The organism is Ectopseudomonas composti, assembly GCF_900115475.1.
In the GTDB taxonomy this organism is placed as follows: domain Bacteria; phylum Pseudomonadota; class Gammaproteobacteria; order Pseudomonadales; family Pseudomonadaceae; genus Aquipseudomonas; species Aquipseudomonas composti.
Window position 1 is genome coordinate 404,453 of sequence record NZ_FOWP01000001.1, and the last position, 17,473, is coordinate 421,925.

The window sequence follows — 17,473 nt, forward strand, 5'->3', positions numbered from 1 at the left end:
TTCGGGTCGGCCGTGCTCAACATGCTTGGTCTTTCCGCCTATCCGGCCCTGTTTCTCTCCGCCTTCGGCGCGGCGACGCTGTTGCCGCTGCAGTCCGAAGCGGTGCTGGTCGCCCTGCTGCTGACAGGCCAGTATCCACTCTGGGCCTTGCTGCTGGTGGCCACGCTGGGCAATGTGCTGGGTTCGTGGGTCAACTGGTTGCTGGGGCGCTCCATTGAGCACTACCGAGAACGCCGCTGGTTTCCCGTCACGCCGGTTCGGCTGCAGCAGGCGCAAGCCTGGTATGCGCGCTACGGACGCTGGTCGTTGCTGCTGAGCTGGATGCCGGTGATTGGCGACCCACTGACTCTGATTGCCGGCGTGATGCGCGAGCGTCTGTGGATATTCCTGCTCATCGTCACCCTGGCCAAGGCCGGCCGCTACGCGGTGCTGGCAGCGCTGACCCTGGCGTGGATATGAACGTCACAGGACAATCGCTGACACAACTACGAGAAGGTGCCGATGTGCTTGGCAGTTGAGTACAGACTGCGCCTCCCTGATACTTCGCAGCGCGCCGCGCGGGCACGATCCGCCACCGGCCGCTGCACGATGGCCGGATGGCCGATGAACAGCTGCCTCCAAGAGAGGCATGCGGTCCCGTTACCTCGGGGCCTAGCGAGCGAGGAATAGCGGTGTCTGTCGTAGAAGCCAAACCAAAACTGAAGCGCAGCGACCTGATCTGGACGCTGATCGGACTCAGTGCCGTGGTGCTGTCTGGCTTCCTGCTGTACCGCGAGCTGCGCAACATCTCCTTCGAAGAGATCAAGGGCAGCCTCGAAGCCATCACCCACATGAACTGGATGCTCGCCGCAACAGCCACGCTCGGCGCCTATTGGGCACTGGCCTGGTATGACCGCATTGCTGTCGCCCACCTGGGCAAACGGATCCCCTGGCGCTTCATCACCCTGTGCTCGTTCACCACCTACGCCCTGGCCCACAACATCGGCGCATCAGTGTTCTCAGGTGCTGTGGTGCGTTACCGGGCCTATCGCAGCAAGGGCCTGACGCCCCAGGAAATTGGCGTTCTCATCGTTTTCTGCTCTTTTACCTTCGCCCTTGGCACCCTGCTTGCCAGCGGCTGCGTGCTGATCGCCCAACCCGACCTGATCCATCGCGTCGCCAATGTCACTCCTCTGGTCTCGGTAGTCATCGGTAGCGTCCTGCTGTGCCTGGTCGGCCTCTACGTGTTGGGCTCCTGGCGCCAGTTCAAACCCTGGACGCTGGGCAAGCTGCACGTGGAATATCCACGCCTGCCCATCGTCAGCCGCCAACTACTGGCTGGCCCACTGGAACTGCTCTGCGCCGCGGCGATCATCTATTTCGCCCTACCGGCCGACAATCATCCCGGCTACCTGGTGGTGCTCGGCGTATTCCTCGCGTCCTTCTCCCTGGCCTTGCTGTCCCACGCGCCAGGTGGCCTGGGCGTGCTGGAAGTGACCTTCCTCGCCGCACTACCGGAGATCCCGGCTGCCGATGTGCTGGCGGCGCTTATCGTGTTCCGGGCGTTCTATCTGCTGCTGCCGTTCGCGCTGTCGCTGCTGGTGGTGCTGGGCTTCGAATGGACGCAGTGGAAGCACAAACGCGACGAGAACCTCGACTTGCCGTCCTGACGGCTCGCCGCCACCGCAACACTGGCATAGAATACGCGGCCATTTTTTCCGGCCCTGCGTTCCATGTCCTTCTCTACGCCTGCCCGCGCCTGCGGCATCGACTTCGGCACCTCGAACTCCACCGTCGGCTGGCTTCGCCCCGGCCAGGACAGCCTGCTGCCCCTGGAGGACGGCAAGATCACCCTGCCCTCGGTGATTTTCTTCAATACCGAGGAACGCCGTCCGGTCTACGGCCGTCTGGCCCTGCACGAGTACCTGGAAGGCTATGAAGGCCGCCTGATGCGCTCGCTGAAAAGCCTGCTCGGCTCCAAGCTGCTGAAGAGCGAAACCGCCGTGCTGGGAAGTGCCCTGCCATTCAAGGACCTGCTCGGTTTCTTCATCGGCGAATTGAAGAAGCGTGCCGAAGCCCAGGCCGAGCGCCCTTTCGAGGAAGTGGTACTGGGCCGCCCGGTGTTCTTCGTCGACGACGACCCGGTTGCCGATCAGGAGGCGCAGAACACCCTGGTCGCCGTGGCGCACAAGCTCGGGTTCAAGGACGTGTCGTTCCAGTACGAACCCATCGCCGCCGCCTTCGACTACGAGTCGAGCCTGGGCCGTGAGGAACTGGTGCTGATCGTCGACATCGGCGGTGGTACCTCGGACTTCTCCCTGGTACGCCTGGCACCCGAGCGTCACCACCTGGCCGAACGCCAGGGCGATATTCTCGCTACCGGCGGCGTGCACATCGGCGGCACCGACTTCGACAAACAGCTGTCGCTGGCCGGGGTGATGCCGCTGTTCGGCTACGGCTGCCGGATGAAGAGCGACGCCTTCATGCCCACCAGCTACCACCTCAACCTGGCCACCTGGCACACCATCAACGCGCTGTATGCGCAGAAGACCCAGCTGGCCCTGCAGAACATGCGCTACGACATCGTCGACGCCACTGGCATCGACCGCCTGTTCGGCCTGATCGAACAACGCGCCGGACACTGGCTGGCGATGCAGGTGGAAGAAAGCAAGATCGCCCTGAGTGATCAGGATGCGCGCCCCATCGACCTGTCACGCGTCGAACCGGGCCTGGTCGCTGAGCTGACCCGCACCTTGCTCGAAAATGCCATCGAGCCGCTGCTCGAACGCATTCGCGCCAGCCTCACACAATTGCTCGCCGATGCCGGCGTCGCTGCAGATCAGGTCGATACGCTGTTCTTCACCGGTGGTTCCAGTGGCGTACCGGCGCTGCGCCAGAGCGTGGCGGCCATGCTGCCCAACGCCCGCAGTGTGGAAGGCAACACCTTCGGCAGCATCGGTAGCGGCCTGGCCATCGAAGCCAAGAAGCGTTACGGCTAACGGTCTGCTGCGCGTCGGCCCTGCTGCGTTAAAAACAGGCTCGAAATGCTCATGTACAAAAGTACACTCCGCTTTCTCGCCTGTTTTTTCCTTGCAGGACTCTAGCTCGCAAGACCTCTACATACGCAGGCTTTGCTTACAGCTCACTTTTTAACTTTGAGGAACCGCACGATGAAAGCCCAGCTGGAAGAACTGATCGCCAAGATAAGCTCCGGCTGCCTGGCCGAGGACGAGATCGCCCGTATCGCTGACGAAGCCGCACAGGCCTATGCCGATCCGGCCGCTTTCCTCGCCGCCAACCCGGACGTCAACTACGACGACGAATTCCCCATTCCCCTCGGCGAGTGGGTGGTGGTCGGCAGCCTGCCGGACACCGTGCTGTTCCAGGCCGACAGCTTTGAGGAGCTGTTCCAGCGCATCACCGAATCCTTCGGCCCGCAGGTGCAGTTCGTGCTCAAGCCCAAGCAACTGGCCAAGACCGAACCGCTCAAGGCGCTCAACCGCATCCAGGTTCAGCTCTCGGCGCTGTCAGCGGAAACCGGCGGCTACGTGCTGCTGGACTTCAGCGAACCGCTGGACGACGAACTGCAGGCAGTGCTGGTGTACGCCAGCGATTTGCCGCGGGTGATGGAGCTGGCGGTGGAAGTCGGCATCTATGCCGCGCCAGCGCTGGAGGCCTTGCAGGCGGAGCAGGATCAGGCATGAGTGGCACGCGCCTGCCGCCCCTGACGCCCGAGCTGCAGGTCAGTGATCTGCTGGCCAGTCTGGCGTTCTACCAGCAGGTGCTGGGTTTCAGCCTGCTCTATCAGCGCCCCGAAGATGGCTTTGTCGCCATCGCGCTAGGCGAAGCAGCGTTGATGCTGGAGCAGATAGAGCAGAACCAGCAACCCGACGATCCCTGGACTGTCCTGCCACTGGACCGTCCGCTGGGACGCGGTATCAATCTGCAGATCGACGTGGCCGATCTGCAGCCGCTGTATCAGGCACTGCTCGCACATGACGTGCCGCTGCGACTGCCGCCGGAGACCGTGGACTATCGCACTGGCGACAGCGCAGTCAGGGTGCGCCAGCTGATGGTTCAGGACCCGGATGGTTACCTGCTGCGTTTCAGCCAGATCCTTGAACGCTGACGCACGCCATGGCTCAGCCCCGTAGCCCGGATGAAATCCGAGGCAACGTAGGCCAACCACTCCCGGATTACATCCGGGCTACAAGGCCCCACTCAGTGCTTTCTCGAACAACGCGCTGTACTGCGCAGCCGTGTAAGCAATGGGGTTGGTGCCGGCCGATGGGTCGACCTCGGCCATACGCCCGACCTGCTCGATACGTGCATCGTCGATACCGATCTCGCTCAGGCTGTGGGCGATGCCTACCTCGCTGCGTAGCGCCAACACCCACTCCAGCACCGCATCGAAACCTCCGCCCGGCAAGGCTAGATAGCGCGCCATCTTCTCCATCTGCGGCTCGATCACGGCGCGATTGGCAACCAGTACATAAGGCATCAACACCGCGTTGAGCAGGCCGTGATGGGCGTCGTAAAGCGCGCCCAGCGGATGTGCCAGCGCATGCATCGCACCGAGGCCACGCTGGAAGGCGGTGGCGCCCATGCTCGAAGCCACCAGCATCTGTAGCCGCGCCTCGACGTCATTGCCTTGCGCCACAGCACGCGGCAGATACTGCTGCACCATCCGCATGCCCTCCAGGGCGATGCCTTCGGCCATGGGGTGGAACAGCGGCGAGCAGTAGGCTTCGAGGCTGTGCGACAGGGCGTCCATGCCAGTAGCAGCAGTGATTTTCGCCGGCAGGCCGACAGTCAGTTCAGGGTCGAGAATCACCAGCGCAGGCAGCATGCGCGCATGGAAGATGATGCGTTTGATATGCGCCGCATCATCAGTGATAACCGACGCGCGCCCCACTTCCGAGCCGGTGCCGGCGGTGGTCGGCACCGCCACCACCGGCGCCATGCCGGCGACATTGACCCGGCTGGCGTTATCACCAACGTCCTCGAAATCCCACAGTGGCCGATCCTGACCGACCATCAGGGCGATGGCCTTGCCGGCATCCAGCGCCGAGCCGCCGCCGAAGGCAATCACGCCGTCATGGTCACCGGCCTTGAACGCGGCAACCCCGTCCATCACGTTGCTGCCGGTGGGGTTGCCCTTGATCGCCGAGAACAACCCGGCTTTCAGGCCGGCATCACGGCACTGGCGCAGCGCAGCGTCGATCATTGGCAACGCCGCCAGGCCGGGGTCGGTGCACAGCAGCGGTGCGCGCATGCCGAGCTGACGACAGGCCTCGGCCAGCTCGGCAATACGGCCGACACCGACGCGCATCGAGGTCGGGTAGTTCCAGTTCATGCGGTACTGATCGAGAATCATGGCGCGCCTCACAGCTGAGTCTTGAAGTGGAAGGATTTCGGCCGGGTCAATTGCTCGTAGCCAACCCGCGACAGGGTGCAGCCGCGCCCGGAGTGCTTGACCCCGGTCCAGGCCAGGCCGGGGTCGAGATAGTCGCAGCGGTTGAGAAACACCGTGCCGGCCTCGACCCGGTCGGCCAGGGCCATAGCGGCGTCGACGTCGCAACTGAAGATCGCCGCGGTCAGGCCGAACTCGCTGTCGTTCATCAGCGCCAGCGCTTCCTCGTCGCTGGCGACCTTCTGAATGCCCACCACCGGGCCGAAGGATTCTTCGGTCATCACGCGCATTTCATGGCTGACGTTGGTCAACACCTGTGGCGCCAGGTAGGGCGTACCCGGCGCATCGAGGGGGAACTCGGCCGGGTCGATATGCGCCTTGGCGCCCTGCGCAACCGCCTCGGCGACCTGGGCGCGGACGAAGTCGGCGGCGTCGCTGCGCACCAGCGGCCCCAGGGTAGTCTGCGGATCATCCGAACGCCCCAGCTTGTACTGGCGCACCAGCGCCACCGCGCGCTCGACGAACTCATCGAACAATGACGCGTGCACGTAGATGCGCTCGATACCGCAGCACGATTGCCCGGAGTTGAAAAAGGCGCCGTCGATGGCAGTTTCCACCGCGTGCTGCAGATCGGCGTCGGCGCGGACGTAGGCCGGGTCCTTGCCACCCAGTTCGAGCCCAACACTGATGAAGCGCCCGGCAGCAGCGCGCTCGACCATGGCTCCGCCCGGCACCGAACCGGTGAAGGCCACATGGTCGATGCTCGGCGAACGAATCAATGCTTCAGTCTCGCCATGGTTCAGGTGCAGGTACTGGAACACACCTTCGGGCAGGCCTGCCTCGACGAAGGCCTCGACCATGCGTTCGGCGCACAGCGGCGTCTGCGCCGAGTGCTTGAGCAGCACCACGTTGCCTGCCAGCAGCGCCGGCATCACCGCGTTGACGGCGGTCAGGTAGGGGTAGTTCCAGGGCGCGATGATCAACGCCAGTCCCAGCGGTTCGCGACGAATGAAACGGGTGAAGCCGGCCTTGTCCGGCAGACGGATATCGGCCAGCGAGCCCTCGGCGATATCCGCCATGTAGCTGGCGCGCTCGACGAAGCCACGAATTTCGCCAGCGGCGTAACGAATCGGCCTGCCCATCATCCAGCACAGCTCTTCGGCCAGCTGCGCCTCACGCGCGGCGAAGATTTCGATGGCACGCCGGCCGATGGCGATACGCTCGCGCAGCGGCGTCTGCTTCCAGGCCTGCTGCGCCAGCTCGGCCTTGGCCAGCGCCACCAGAACCTCGGGATTTGACGCCAGATGACGCTCGACGTAGACCGAGCCGTCGATGGGGGAAATGCATTGCAGCTTGCTCATAAGGTGCTCCGTAAGAGGAATCGCGACCCACTCGGTGGATCGCGTACCGCGCTCGGCCCCCTCTCCCCTCCGGGGAGTGGGTTGGGGAGAGGGGAGCGCTCAGATGATTTCGAAGTAGCGGTCCAGCTCCCAGTCGCTGACATGGCGCCGGTACTCACGCTCTTCCCATTCACGACTGGCGGCGAAGTGCTCGACGAAGGCATCGCCGAACAGCTCGCGGGCGGCCTGCGAGCCCTTCAGGCGCTGCGCGGCGTCCCACAGCGTACGCGGCAGGGCCAGTTCCTCGGGATGCTTGACCGCATAGGCGTTGCCGCTGACCGGCGCGGTTGGCTCCCACTCCTGCATCACGCCGTACAAGCCCGAACCGATGGCTACCGAGAGCGCCAGGAACGGGTTGCCGTCGGCAGCGCCAAGGCGATACTCCTGGCGCTGCGACTTGTCGCTGCCAGGAATCACCCGCAGCGCTGCGGTGCGGTTCTCCACGCCCCAGGTGGCGTCGGTCGGCGCCCAGAAGCCGGGAATAAGGCGGCGATAACTGTTCAGGGTCGGTGCCACCATGCACAGAAATTCCGGCATCAGGCGCTGCTGCCCGGCGAGAAAATGCCGCTGCAGCTTGCTCATGTTGTGTGCCTGACTGGAGTCGTAGAACGCGGACTTGTCCGTCTTGCGATCACGCAGCGACACGTGGATGTGGCCGCTCTGCCCCGGATACTTGCCGGACCACTTGGCCATGAAAGTGGCCATCAGGCCGTTGCGCTGGGCCAGTACTTTCATGAAAGTCTTGAACAGCGCGCCTTTGTCCGCCGCGGCTTCGGCATGGTCGTAGGCGATGGCCGCTTCGAGTACGCCGGGGCCGGTCTCGGTGTGCAGGCCCTCGATGGGAAAGTCCATCGCCTCGCCCATTTCGAGAATCTTGTGATAGAGCTCGGCATGCACCGAGTTGCGGATCATCGAATAGCCGAACCAGTCAGGGGTGAACGGCTTGAGGTCGCGAAAGCCCTTGGCCCGCGCCGATTCCGGCGTCTCGTCAAACATGAAGAATTCGTACTCCAGCGCCGCATAAGGCTCGAAGCCCATGTCCTGACAACGCTGGATCACCCTGCGCAGCGTGCCGCGCGGGCACACTGCCTCGGCCTGCAGGTCGAATTCAGCGAGAAACAGCAGCATGCCATTCTCGAAGGGAATCTCGCGGCAGGTGTGCGGCAGGATGCGCACCGGCGCGTCCGGGTAGCCGCTGTGCCAGCCGGTGTACTGGGCGTTGTCGTAGAGCTGGTCCTTGACGTCCCAGCCGAGTACCACATCGCAGAAGGCGAAGCCGTGCTCGAGGGCGGAGAAGAACTTGCTGCGGCTCATGTACTTGCCGCGCATCACTCCGTCGTTATCGAACAGGCCGACCTTCACGTGGCTCAGGCCACGCTCCTCGACGATGCGCCGTGCGTCGCCCAGGGTCTTTACATCCCGTGGTTTGAACATGCTAACCCCTGTGTCTTGTTGTTATGGCCAACGGGTTCAGCGAAGGGCTGGGCATCCATGACCGGCCAGGCAAGGCCGACGACGCACGAGCGCAGCACGACGCTTGTGACAGCGTCCGTTTCAGGCTCATAGAGTGTGGTACAGGATTGCCGGGATGGCAGGGCGGCGCAGGGAAAAATCTGGATGGCGCAATATCGCGCGGGATAAAGCCGCGCCCGTACCGCTCGATACGGGCGCCTTGGCTCAACTGGCCTCAACCGCGATAAGGCGCCCCGGCCTTGGCCATCAGTGCGTTGTACTTCTTGAAGATGTCCACCACCTTGGCGCAGCGCGGGCTGGTCTTGGCGATCTCGTCCCAGAATTTCTGCGCCTCGGCTTCTACCGTGGCCCATTCTTCAGCGGGGATGGAGGTCAGCTCCAGCTTGCCGCCTTCGACGCGAAGTTGCGCCTCACCGCCCCAGTACCAGTGCTGGCGGTAGTAGTTGGAGCTGTCCATGCACAGTTTGAACAGGGTCTTCAGGTGCTCCGGCACCTCCGCCCATTTGTCCGAGTTGGCGAAGTAGGAGCCGCACCAGGCGCCGGAGATGTTGTTGGTCAGGAAGTACTTGGTGACGTTGGCCCAACCAACGGTGTAGTCCTCGGTGATGCCGGACCAGGCGATGCCGTCCAGCTCGCCGGTCTGGATCGCCACTTCGACGTCCTCCCAGGGCAGGGTTACCGGAATCACGCCAAAGCGCGAGAGGAACTTGCCGGCCGTGGGGAAGGTGAAGATGCGCTTGCCCTTGAGATCATCGAGTTTCCGAATCGGCTGCACGGTGGCGAAGTGGCAAGGGTCCCAGGCGCCTGCACCGAGCCAGGTCACGCCTTTGACCTCGCCGTAGGCCTCGGCCCAGATCTCGTTGAGCCCGTACTGCTCGAACAGCACCGGCACATCCAGGCTGTAGCGAGTGGCAAAGGGGAAGTAACCGCCGAATACCGAGACATCCACCGGCGCAGCGATGGAGTCATCATCGCTCTGCACCGCATCGATGGTACCGCGCTGCATCGCACGAAACAGCTCGCCAGTGGGCACAAGCTGGTCGGCGAAGTACAGCTGAATCTCCATCTGGCCGTTAGCCGCCTTGTTGAAGGCATCGATCGAGGGTTTGATCACATGTTCGGCCAGCGCCGCGCCGGCGTAGGTCTGCAATCGCCAGGTGATCTTTTTCGGCTCGGCGGCGTAGATATGCGCCGAGCCAAGGGCTGCGGTGCCGACCGCGGCGGTTTTCAGGAAATCGCGTCTCGTACTCATGCTGGTCTCTCCATAATATCGATGCAGATGCAATACAACCGCTCAATGCCGTCTCAACCGACGGCCTTACCAGTGACCGGACGAACCGGCTCGACTGCTGGCGCGCATACGCGCCGATTTCCGTTGATCAGCCGCCGTAATGCAGTTGCGGCAACCACAGCGCCAGCTGCGGGAAGACCATGACCAGGGTCAGCGCCAGGACCATGATAAAGACGAAAGGTATGACCGAGACGTAGATGTCACGAAGGGTCACTTCGGGCGGCGCCATCGCGCGCATGAGGAACAGGTTGTAGCCGAACGGCGGAGTCATGTAGGCGATCTGGCAGGTGATGGTGTAGAGCACGCCGTACCAGATGAGGTCGAAGCCCAGGGCGCCGACCAGCGGGATGTAGAGCGGCGCGACGATCACCAGCATGGCGGTGTCGTCGAGGAACATGCCCATCACGATGAACGAGATCTGCATCAGGATGAGGATCTGCCAAGGCCCCAGGTGCAGGCTGTCGACGAAGAAGCCTTCGATGGCCCTGACCGCACCGAGCCCGTCGAACACCGCACCGAAGCACAACGCGGCGAGAATGATCCACATGAACATGCAGCTGATGGCGAGCGTCTTGCGCAGCGTCTCTTCCATCACCTTGCCGCTCAGGCGCCGCTTGAACAGCGCTGCCAGGGTTGCTGCCGCCGCGCCGACCGCCGAGCTTTCCACCAGGCTGGTGTAACCCATCAGAAACAGTCCGGTCATCGACAGGAAGATGAACACCGGCACCAGCCCGGCGCTGAGCAGGCGCAGCTTCTCCTGCCGGCTGATCTGCTCGCGCTCGGCCTGTGGCAGGGCCGGGCCGAGCTGCGGTTGCAGGCGGCAGCGAATGGCGATGTAGAGCATGAACATACCGGCCATCATCAAGCCCGGAACCGCCCCGGCCAGCCACAACTGGCCCACCGGTTGGCGCGCGATCATGCCGTAGAGCACCAGCACCACGCTGGGCGGAATCAGAATGCCCAGCGAGCTGCCGGCCTGGATCACTCCGGTGATCATGATCTTGTCATAGCCTCGCCGCAGCAACTCGGGCAAGGCAATACTGGCGCCAATGGCCATGCCGGCGACGCTCAGGCCGTTCATCGCCGAGATCGCCACCATGAGGAAGATGGTGCCGATGGCCAGGCCACCCGGCAGCGGTCCCATCCAGACATGGAACATCTTGTAGAGGTCTTCGGCGATGCCCGACTCGGAGAGCATGTAACCCATGAACACGAACATCGGCAGGGTCAGCAGCGGGTACCACTTCATCAGTTTCATGGCCGCGCTGAAGGCCATTTCCGAACCGCCATCGCCCCACAGCAACAGGGCAGCCGCCGCGGCGACGAAGCCGATGGCGCCGAACACCCGTTTCCCGGTCAACAGCAGCAACATCATCGAGGAGAACATCAGCAACGCGATCAGCTCGTAGCTCATCAGAGCGTCTCCCCACGGGCGGCGTACAGGTCCCTGAAGAACGCGGCAACCGCCTGCAGCAACATCATGACGATGCCCAGGCACATGACGATCTTGATTGGCGCCATGTAGGGCGACCAGGCCGAGTAGCTGGTCTCCTTGTATTCGATGGCGTACTGGGTGGAGGAAATGCCGCCCACCAACAGCATCACCAGATAGAAGATCAGCATGAACACAGTGATCGCATCGACCACCGCTCGGGTGCGTGGCGACCAGTTGCTGTAGGCCAGGTCCATGCGCACATGGGCGTCGAGCTGCATGGAGTAGGCGCCGCCGAGCAGGAAGTAGGCGACCATCAGGAACTGGGCGCTTTCCAGGGTCCATAGCGAGGGTGTGAAGAAGGTCTTGCTGATGGAGGAGTACAGCAAGACCGCCAGCATGGCGAAGATCAGGTACATGGCGAAACGCCCAACCCTCAGGTTGAATGCATCCACGACCCGCACGAAAGCTCTAATGCCGTTGCGCATGCAGTTTCCTGCTGTTTTGTTTGTTATCCCGTCAGCCTAGACGAAGATTCGCCAAAGCCAACTGCCCCGCCGAGCCACGGCAGGAGGCGCGCCAGCCGCTAACGGCAAGCGCTTTCATCGAACAAAATCAAAGGTTTGAAAAGTGCCGGGCTAGAGCCTCAGCGCGCCAGGAAACCAGCAAGCACCGCAACGGTGCGCTGCGGGTCCTCTTCCTGAGGCACATGACCAAGGTCATCGAATAGCACCAACTGGCTGCCCTCGATATCACGGGCGAAGCGCTCGGCATTGTCTGGAGGAATCAGCCGATCCCGCCCGCCCCAGATGATCAGCGTGGGTAATTCGAGCTCGCCGATGCGCTGGTGCAGCTCGCCACTGGGCGCCTGAACGAAGCGCTGGCGCAAGGCCTGACGATTGCCGGCACGCAAGGTCAGTTGGTAGTAGCGCTCGACCAATTCGTCGTCGACCTTGTCTGGATTGCCATAAACGTTGCGCACACTCGACTCGATCATGCTTCGTGGCAATAGCCGGCTCATCAATGGTGCCAGGGCCGGAATGCCCGCCAGACGAAAGCCTATGGGTACCGACTCGGCATTGCGCGGATAGCCGGCAGCATCCACCAGCACCAACCGTGCACAGCGCTCGGGATATGCCAAGGCAAAGCGCCAGGCCAACTGGCCGCCAAAACTGTTGCCAACCAGCACCACTCGGTTGACCTGCAGATGATCGAGTAGAGCCAGGAGGAAATGCGTGTAGTGCTCGACACGGTAATCGTTATCGGGAAACGGCCCGGTCAGGCCGAAGCCAGGCAGGTCCAGGCTGATCACACGACGCTGCTTGGCCAGCTCTTCCACCCAACCTTCCCAGGTATGCAGGCTGGCGGAGGTGCCGTGCAGCAGCAGAATGGGTTCGGGGTCATCGCGCCGACCCTGGTCACGCAGATGTATCGACAGGCCATCGATGTCAATGAACTCGGAAGGCGACGGCGCCCAGCGCGCCTTGAGATCATCGAGGGAACGATCCGGTGCCCAACTGAGTATGACGAAGACAGTGATGGCGAAAGCGAGGACCAGCAACACACCGGACAACACACGGGCGAGTCGTTTCATCAATGCAGTCCTGAACTGAGCGCAAAGGTGAATGCTAGTCAGGTTCAGTGAAGGTGCCTATCGCACGGAAGAAGGAATCACCCAAAGCGCGCTCAGAATCCCACCAGTAACATCCACAGCGGCAGGGAAAAGGCAGCCAGCAGCGTGGACAGGGAAATCGCCGCACTGACGCTACGGCTGTCTTCGGCACTACGCGCGAAGGCCATCACGTTGACTCCGCTAGGGCAGGCCGCGAGCAGCACCAACACACTGCGCGCGGTCTCGTTGAGACCAGGTAGCTGGCCGCTGAGCCACCACACCAGCGCAGGGAAAAGCACCAGCTTGGCCAATGCCACGCCCCAGGCCTCGCCAGTAGGACGCAGGCGATAGCGCGACAGGCTGGCGCCGAGCACGATCAGCGCGCAAGGCAGTGCAGCCTGACCCAGCCAGGTGATTGCCCGCCACAGGCTTTCCGGCACCGGCAGCCCAGACAGGTTGAGCAAGGCGCCCAGCCCCAGTCCGATGATCATCGGGTTGGCCAGGTTCTTCAGCAGCGCGCGACCGTCGACACGTTCCTGGCTACCGAAGGCAGCATAGAAACTGTGCAGGGAAAACAACGTAAGGCTGTGGAAAACCAGGATGGCGAACACGTAGAGCAGGCCATCATTGCCCATCAGGCTGGCGATCAGCGGAATGCCGACCAGCACGTTGTTGGAGAACGCCGCCACCAACCCCAGCGGCGTCGCCGTACCACGCCGCCAATGCGCCAGCGCGTTGACCACGACGAACACCAGCAGCACCGGCAGGTAATAGGCCAATAGCAGCATCGGCGACAGGCCCTCAGCCAGCGATGCCTTGGCGATGCCGGCGAACAACAGCGTCGGCATGAACAGCTTGAAGGTGATATTGGCCAGACCGGCTGCCGACTCATTGGTGAGCCACTGGCGCCAGCCGAGCAGATAGCCGAGAACGATCAGAGCGAAGATCGGCAAAATTGCCTGTGCCGCGAGCATTGCTGAGCCTGCCTCCGGGGAACTGCTGAAGAGCACGGATCGAGCTCGACCCGTGAGGGTCGCCAAGCATACGCGTGCTCGACAGCCCACGCGATGCCTCGCGGAACATTCGCCGCCGCGCTGAACACCCCGCCAGAAGCACCGAGATAGAGCATGCCGTTCAAGTATTGAGGGAATCGATGTTCACTATCAGGCCAGTCAAGTTCTTATCTGCGCTCATGTCCTCAAGAATTCATCCCGTAGCCACTTATTACTCCCTACGGAGACATCGACATGAAAACCCAACTGACCCTCGCCGCCCTGACCCTTAGTCTGATCACCACCAGCGTACTCGCCGCTTCGAGCAGCGCCCCTTTCCCTCTGGTGGGTGAAGCTAAGGACAACCAAACACAACAGCAAGCTATCGCACCGCTGGCCGAGAACGGCTCCGAACGCACCCCAGGTGCTCGTCGCATCCAACTGGTAGAAGGCGGATACGAACGCACTCCGGGCAGCCAGCGCATTCAACTGGCTGAAGACGGTTCCGACCGTACTCCAGGCGCCCAGCGCATTCAACTGGCCGAAGACGGTTCCGACCGCACTCCGGGCAGCCAGCGTATCCAACTGGTAGAAGGCGGATACGAGCGCACTCCGGGTGCTCAGCGCGTACAGCTTGCTGAAGGCGGTTCCGATCGTCTGATCGAGCAACGTGGACGCACTGCCTAAGCGTGATTGCAACCCCCCAAAGCCCGGCGCACGCCGGGCTTTTTCATGCCCGCGAGGTGCTCAATCGAGCGCATTCCTGCAGGTCTCGACTCATACCCTCCCAACAACCGGCAAACGGTAGATCCAGATACGCCGCAACACAGTGGAGAACTGCCCCCACAGGCTGCCGCAGTTGTAGTGCTGGCCGTACCGCCGGGCGATCAGGCGCACCTCGCGTGCCAGCTCCGCATAGCGCCGTGCTGGTAGATCCGGGAACAGGTGATGTTCGATCTGATGGCTGAGGTTACCGGTGAGGATGTGCAGCACCGGTCCACCGGACAGGTTGCTCGAACCGCGCAGCTGACGCAGGTACCAGTGCCCGCGCGTTTCTCCCTCCAGTACCTCGGGCGCAAAAACCGCCGCCTTTTCGGTGAAATGACCGCAGAAGATCACCAGAAAGGTCCACAGATTACGCAGCAGGTTGGCCACCACATTGCCGGTCAACACGGCCAACGCGTTGGCTCCGAGCAACAACGCCAGCACAGGGAACACCAGATAATCCTTGCCCCATTGCTGCACCAGCTTGGCGCCGAACTGCCGTGCCAGTGGTCGTACTTCCTCCTTGCTGATGCGGCCTTTCACCAGCTTGTCCAGACGCAAATGCTGGATGGCCACGGCGTACTGGAACAGCAGCGCCTGGATCGTCACCCACAGCGGCTGCCAACGATAGAAGGGTTTCCAACGCTGCTCCGGGAACAGGCGCACCACACCGTAGCCAACATCATCATCCATGCCCAGCACGTTGGTGTAGGTGTGATGCACATGGTTATGCGTATGCCGCCAGAAATCGGCAGGGCCGGCGATATCCCACTCATATTGCCGACCGGCAAATTCCGGATCGTTCATCCAGTCATACTGGCCGTGCATCACGTTGTGGCCCAGCTCCATGTTCTCGAGGATCTTGCCCAGGCCCAACAGCAAGGTGCCCAGCAGCCAGGTCGGCGGGAACCAGCCAAGCATCAACAGCGCACGACCACTCCAGCAGCACAGGCGCACAACAGCGCGCACACGACGGATATAACGCGCGTCGGCCTCACCCAGGTCGGCCAGGGTTCGCTGACGCAGGGCATCCAGCTCCTGGCCGAAGGCCTCCAGCTCGGTGGGGTCCAGTTCTCGATCAAGGCGCGCAGTCACAGGTCGATCTCCACATCCCCATGCGGAGCGCTGACGCATAAACGAATCGGCTGCCCAGGTTCGGCAAATAACGCTCCGCTGCGCAGATCACGCACCGTGCCAGCCAGCAGCAGGCAGGTACAGCTGGTGCAGATGCCCTGACGACAACCATGAGCCGGGCGCAAACCACTGGCTTCGGCCTGTTCCAGCAGGCTGGCGTTGCCGTTGCCCATCACCTGCTGGTGGCTGCGGACGAAGCTCAGACGCACCTGCGTTGCCTGCTCCTGTGTCAGTACCGGTAGTGGGCTGAAGCTTTCCGCTTGCAGACTGGCCCCACGCCCGGCGTCGCGCCACCAGCCGCACGCCTTGTCGACGAAGCCGCGCGGGCCGCATACCAGCAGGTGATCGCCCGGCAGCGCCGCCAGGTGGTTGGCAGAAAGGCGGCCGCTGGGCTCGCCACTGAAGGCCCAATGAACCTGGAAGTTGGCGTAGCACGCTGCCAATGCCTGCAGCTCTTCGGCAAAAGCCTGCTGCCCCTGGCGACGTACCTGATGCAGCAGCGTCACCGGCGCAGCGAAGCCACGCGCCAGTGCATCACGCAGCAGACCGAGCAAGGGCGTGATGCCGCTGCCAGCCGCCAGCAACAGCACGGCGTCGTGCCTTTTCGGCCAGACGAACTCGCCATATGCCTGGCCCAGCTCGATCACCTGACCGACCTCAAGATGATCGAGCAGCAGGTTGGAGAGACGCCCTCCCGGCTGGCGCTTTATCGCAACTTCGATGTGCCCATCGGCCGTCACGGACGTGAGGCTGTAGCTGCGTCCATGGCGCACACCGTCCTGCTCTAGATACAGCTGAACATGCTGTCCGGCCCGCCAGGCACGCGCATTGCCATTGCAGCGCAGCTGCAGCGCCAGCATGTCTTCGGCGACCCAGCGGCGCGCCTCGACCTGAGCGAACACGCGATTTAGGCGTAGTGTCGGATGCAGCAAGCGCAGGCACAGATCGACATCCGACTCGCGCAGCCAGCCAGACGCACAGAGCCGGCGCAGCGGCTGCAGGCATCCGGCGGTCTGCCGCGCCAGTGATAGGGAAAACACAGCCATCGGAACATTCCAGTGAACAGTTGTTCACAAGGCTGACAGAAGCCCTGCATTCCAGTCAACAGTCGTTCACTGAGATAAGCCAGTGCGGTTCGACGCTGACGCCGTGCATTTGCTAGAGTGCGGCATCACTCGATGACCCGACCTCGCATGACGCCACGCGCCGAACAGAAGCAGCAGACCCGCCAATCCCTGATGGACGCCGCCCTCACGCTGATGGAAAGCGGACGCGGCTTTGGCAGCCTGAGCCTGCGAGAAGTGACGCGCGTCGCCGGTATCGTGCCCACCGGGTTCTATCGCCACTTCGCCGACATGGACGAACTGGGCCTGGCACTGGTGGCGGAAGTCGGCGAAACCTTCCGTGCGGCGATTCGTCAGGTACGCCGCCACGAGTTCGAAATGCGCGGCATGATCGACGCCTCGGTGCGCATCTTTCTCGCCGAAGTGGCCGCCAACCACGCTCAGTTTCTGTTCCTCGCCCGCGAGCAGTACGGTGGTTCACGGCCGGTACGCCAGGCCATCGCCGCGCTGCGCGAGCGCATCACCAGCGACCTGGCAGCCGACCTCAAGCTGATGAACCGCATGCCGCACCTCGACGATGCAGCGCTGGATGTGGTGTCGGATCTGGTGGTCAAAACGGTATTCGCCACCCTACCCGAACTGATCGACCCTCCCGCGGAGACGCTGCCTGCACACCTCACGGCAGAGGCCAAGATCATTCAGCAGTTGCGTTTCATCATGGTCGGCGGCAAGCACTGGCAGGGCCTGGGCAAGCCCGCCGAGTAGCGCGCACCACAATTGTGCCAAGCCATCAAAAACGCACCAAATAAATCCTGACTGTCTCGCCAAGTTATCCACAGAGCGCAGAAATGCGCTGCGCTGCGGCACTCTTCTGCCTTGGCAAGCCACTTGCACTATTTCCGGGCACATTGCCCCGGA

Annotated in this window: 17 protein-coding genes; 7 read left to right on the forward strand and 10 right to left on the reverse strand. The window is 62.8% G+C overall.

Going from position 1 to position 17,473, the window contains the following annotated elements; genetic code table 11:
- Positions 1-21 precede the first annotated feature (21 nt).
- The 5 genes from BM059_RS01825 (at position 22) to BM059_RS01845 (ending at position 4,108) form a co-directional block, all read left to right on the forward strand.
- Complete coding sequence (locus tag BM059_RS01825; RefSeq protein WP_074936322.1) at positions 22-459, forward strand: YqaA family protein; 438 nt, start codon at positions 22-24, stop codon at positions 457-459.
- A gap of 212 nt (positions 460-671) precedes the next feature.
- Positions 672-1,649 (forward strand): lysylphosphatidylglycerol synthase transmembrane domain-containing protein, encoded by a 978-nt coding sequence (locus tag BM059_RS01830; protein ID WP_037005781.1) that lies wholly within the window; start codon positions 672-674, stop codon positions 1,647-1,649.
- Between the two features lie 63 nt (positions 1,650-1,712).
- Positions 1,713-2,978, forward strand: coding sequence for an Hsp70 family protein (locus tag BM059_RS01835; protein WP_074936323.1), 1,266 nt, complete (start codon positions 1,713-1,715; stop codon positions 2,976-2,978).
- Positions 2,979-3,149: 171 nt separating this feature from the next.
- The gene (locus tag BM059_RS01840; protein WP_037005784.1) at positions 3,150-3,683 is read left to right on the forward strand and encodes a hypothetical protein; all 534 of its coding nucleotides are present in this window, start codon (positions 3,150-3,152) and stop codon (positions 3,681-3,683) included.
- Complete coding sequence (locus BM059_RS01845) at positions 3,680-4,108, forward strand: bleomycin resistance protein (protein WP_074936325.1); 429 nt, start codon at positions 3,680-3,682, stop codon at positions 4,106-4,108. Before BM059_RS01840 ends, BM059_RS01845 begins: the two co-directional genes overlap by 4 nt.
- A gap of 78 nt (positions 4,109-4,186) precedes the next feature.
- On the opposite strand, the gene BM059_RS01850 is transcribed toward BM059_RS01845, so the two are convergent.
- The 8 genes from BM059_RS01850 to BM059_RS01885 form a co-directional block, all read right to left on the reverse strand.
- Positions 4,187-5,356, reverse strand: a complete 1,170-nt coding sequence (locus tag BM059_RS01850) for an iron-containing alcohol dehydrogenase (protein ID WP_074936327.1) — start codon at positions 5,354-5,356, stop codon at positions 4,187-4,189.
- An 8-nt stretch (positions 5,357-5,364) separates the two neighbouring features.
- Positions 5,365-6,753, reverse strand: coding sequence for an aldehyde dehydrogenase family protein (locus BM059_RS01855; RefSeq protein ID WP_074936329.1), 1,389 nt, complete (start codon positions 6,751-6,753; stop codon positions 5,365-5,367).
- 99 nt (positions 6,754-6,852) lie between these two features.
- Complete coding sequence (locus tag BM059_RS01860; protein ID WP_037005788.1) at positions 6,853-8,226, reverse strand: glutamine synthetase family protein; 1,374 nt, start codon at positions 8,224-8,226, stop codon at positions 6,853-6,855.
- A gap of 253 nt (positions 8,227-8,479) precedes the next feature.
- The gene (locus BM059_RS01865; RefSeq protein ID WP_037005790.1) at positions 8,480-9,517 is read right to left on the reverse strand and encodes a TRAP transporter substrate-binding protein; all 1,038 of its coding nucleotides are present in this window, start codon (positions 9,515-9,517) and stop codon (positions 8,480-8,482) included.
- 127 nt (positions 9,518-9,644) lie between these two features.
- On the reverse strand, positions 9,645-10,970 hold the full coding sequence (locus tag BM059_RS01870) for a TRAP transporter large permease (RefSeq protein WP_074936331.1): 1,326 nt from the start codon (positions 10,968-10,970) through the stop codon (positions 9,645-9,647).
- Positions 10,970-11,476, reverse strand: coding sequence for a TRAP transporter small permease subunit (locus tag BM059_RS01875; protein WP_037005793.1), 507 nt, complete (start codon positions 11,474-11,476; stop codon positions 10,970-10,972). The genes BM059_RS01870 and BM059_RS01875 overlap by 1 nt, the downstream gene beginning before the upstream one ends.
- Positions 11,477-11,634: 158 nt before the next feature.
- Positions 11,635-12,582: an alpha/beta fold hydrolase gene (locus BM059_RS01880; RefSeq protein ID WP_074936333.1), complete on the reverse strand. Its 948-nt coding sequence runs from the start codon at positions 12,580-12,582 to the stop codon at positions 11,635-11,637.
- Positions 12,583-12,674: 92 nt separating this feature from the next.
- The gene (locus tag BM059_RS01885; RefSeq protein ID WP_037005797.1) at positions 12,675-13,574 is read right to left on the reverse strand and encodes an AEC family transporter; all 900 of its coding nucleotides are present in this window, start codon (positions 13,572-13,574) and stop codon (positions 12,675-12,677) included.
- Between the two features lie 273 nt (positions 13,575-13,847).
- Between BM059_RS01885 and BM059_RS01890 the strand changes: the two genes are divergently transcribed.
- On the forward strand, positions 13,848-14,279 hold the full coding sequence (locus BM059_RS01890) for a hypothetical protein (RefSeq protein WP_074936335.1): 432 nt from the start codon (positions 13,848-13,850) through the stop codon (positions 14,277-14,279).
- Between the two features lie 90 nt (positions 14,280-14,369).
- Here the strand turns inward: BM059_RS01890 and BM059_RS01895 are convergent, their stop codons facing one another.
- Together BM059_RS01895 and BM059_RS01900 are read right to left on the reverse strand one after the other, a co-directional pair.
- Positions 14,370-15,452, reverse strand: coding sequence for a fatty acid desaturase family protein (locus tag BM059_RS01895; RefSeq protein ID WP_074936336.1), 1,083 nt, complete (start codon positions 15,450-15,452; stop codon positions 14,370-14,372).
- Positions 15,449-16,537, reverse strand: coding sequence for a ferredoxin reductase (locus BM059_RS01900; RefSeq protein WP_074936338.1), 1,089 nt, complete (start codon positions 16,535-16,537; stop codon positions 15,449-15,451). Before BM059_RS01900 ends, BM059_RS01895 begins: the two co-directional genes overlap by 4 nt.
- A 147-nt stretch (positions 16,538-16,684) precedes the next feature.
- Here BM059_RS01900 and fabR point away from each other — a divergent pair, with 147 nt between their 5' ends.
- On the forward strand, positions 16,685-17,320 hold the full coding sequence (fabR, locus tag BM059_RS01905) for an HTH-type transcriptional repressor FabR (RefSeq protein ID WP_037005805.1): 636 nt from the start codon (positions 16,685-16,687) through the stop codon (positions 17,318-17,320).
- The last annotated feature ends 153 nt before the right edge of the window (positions 17,321-17,473 follow it).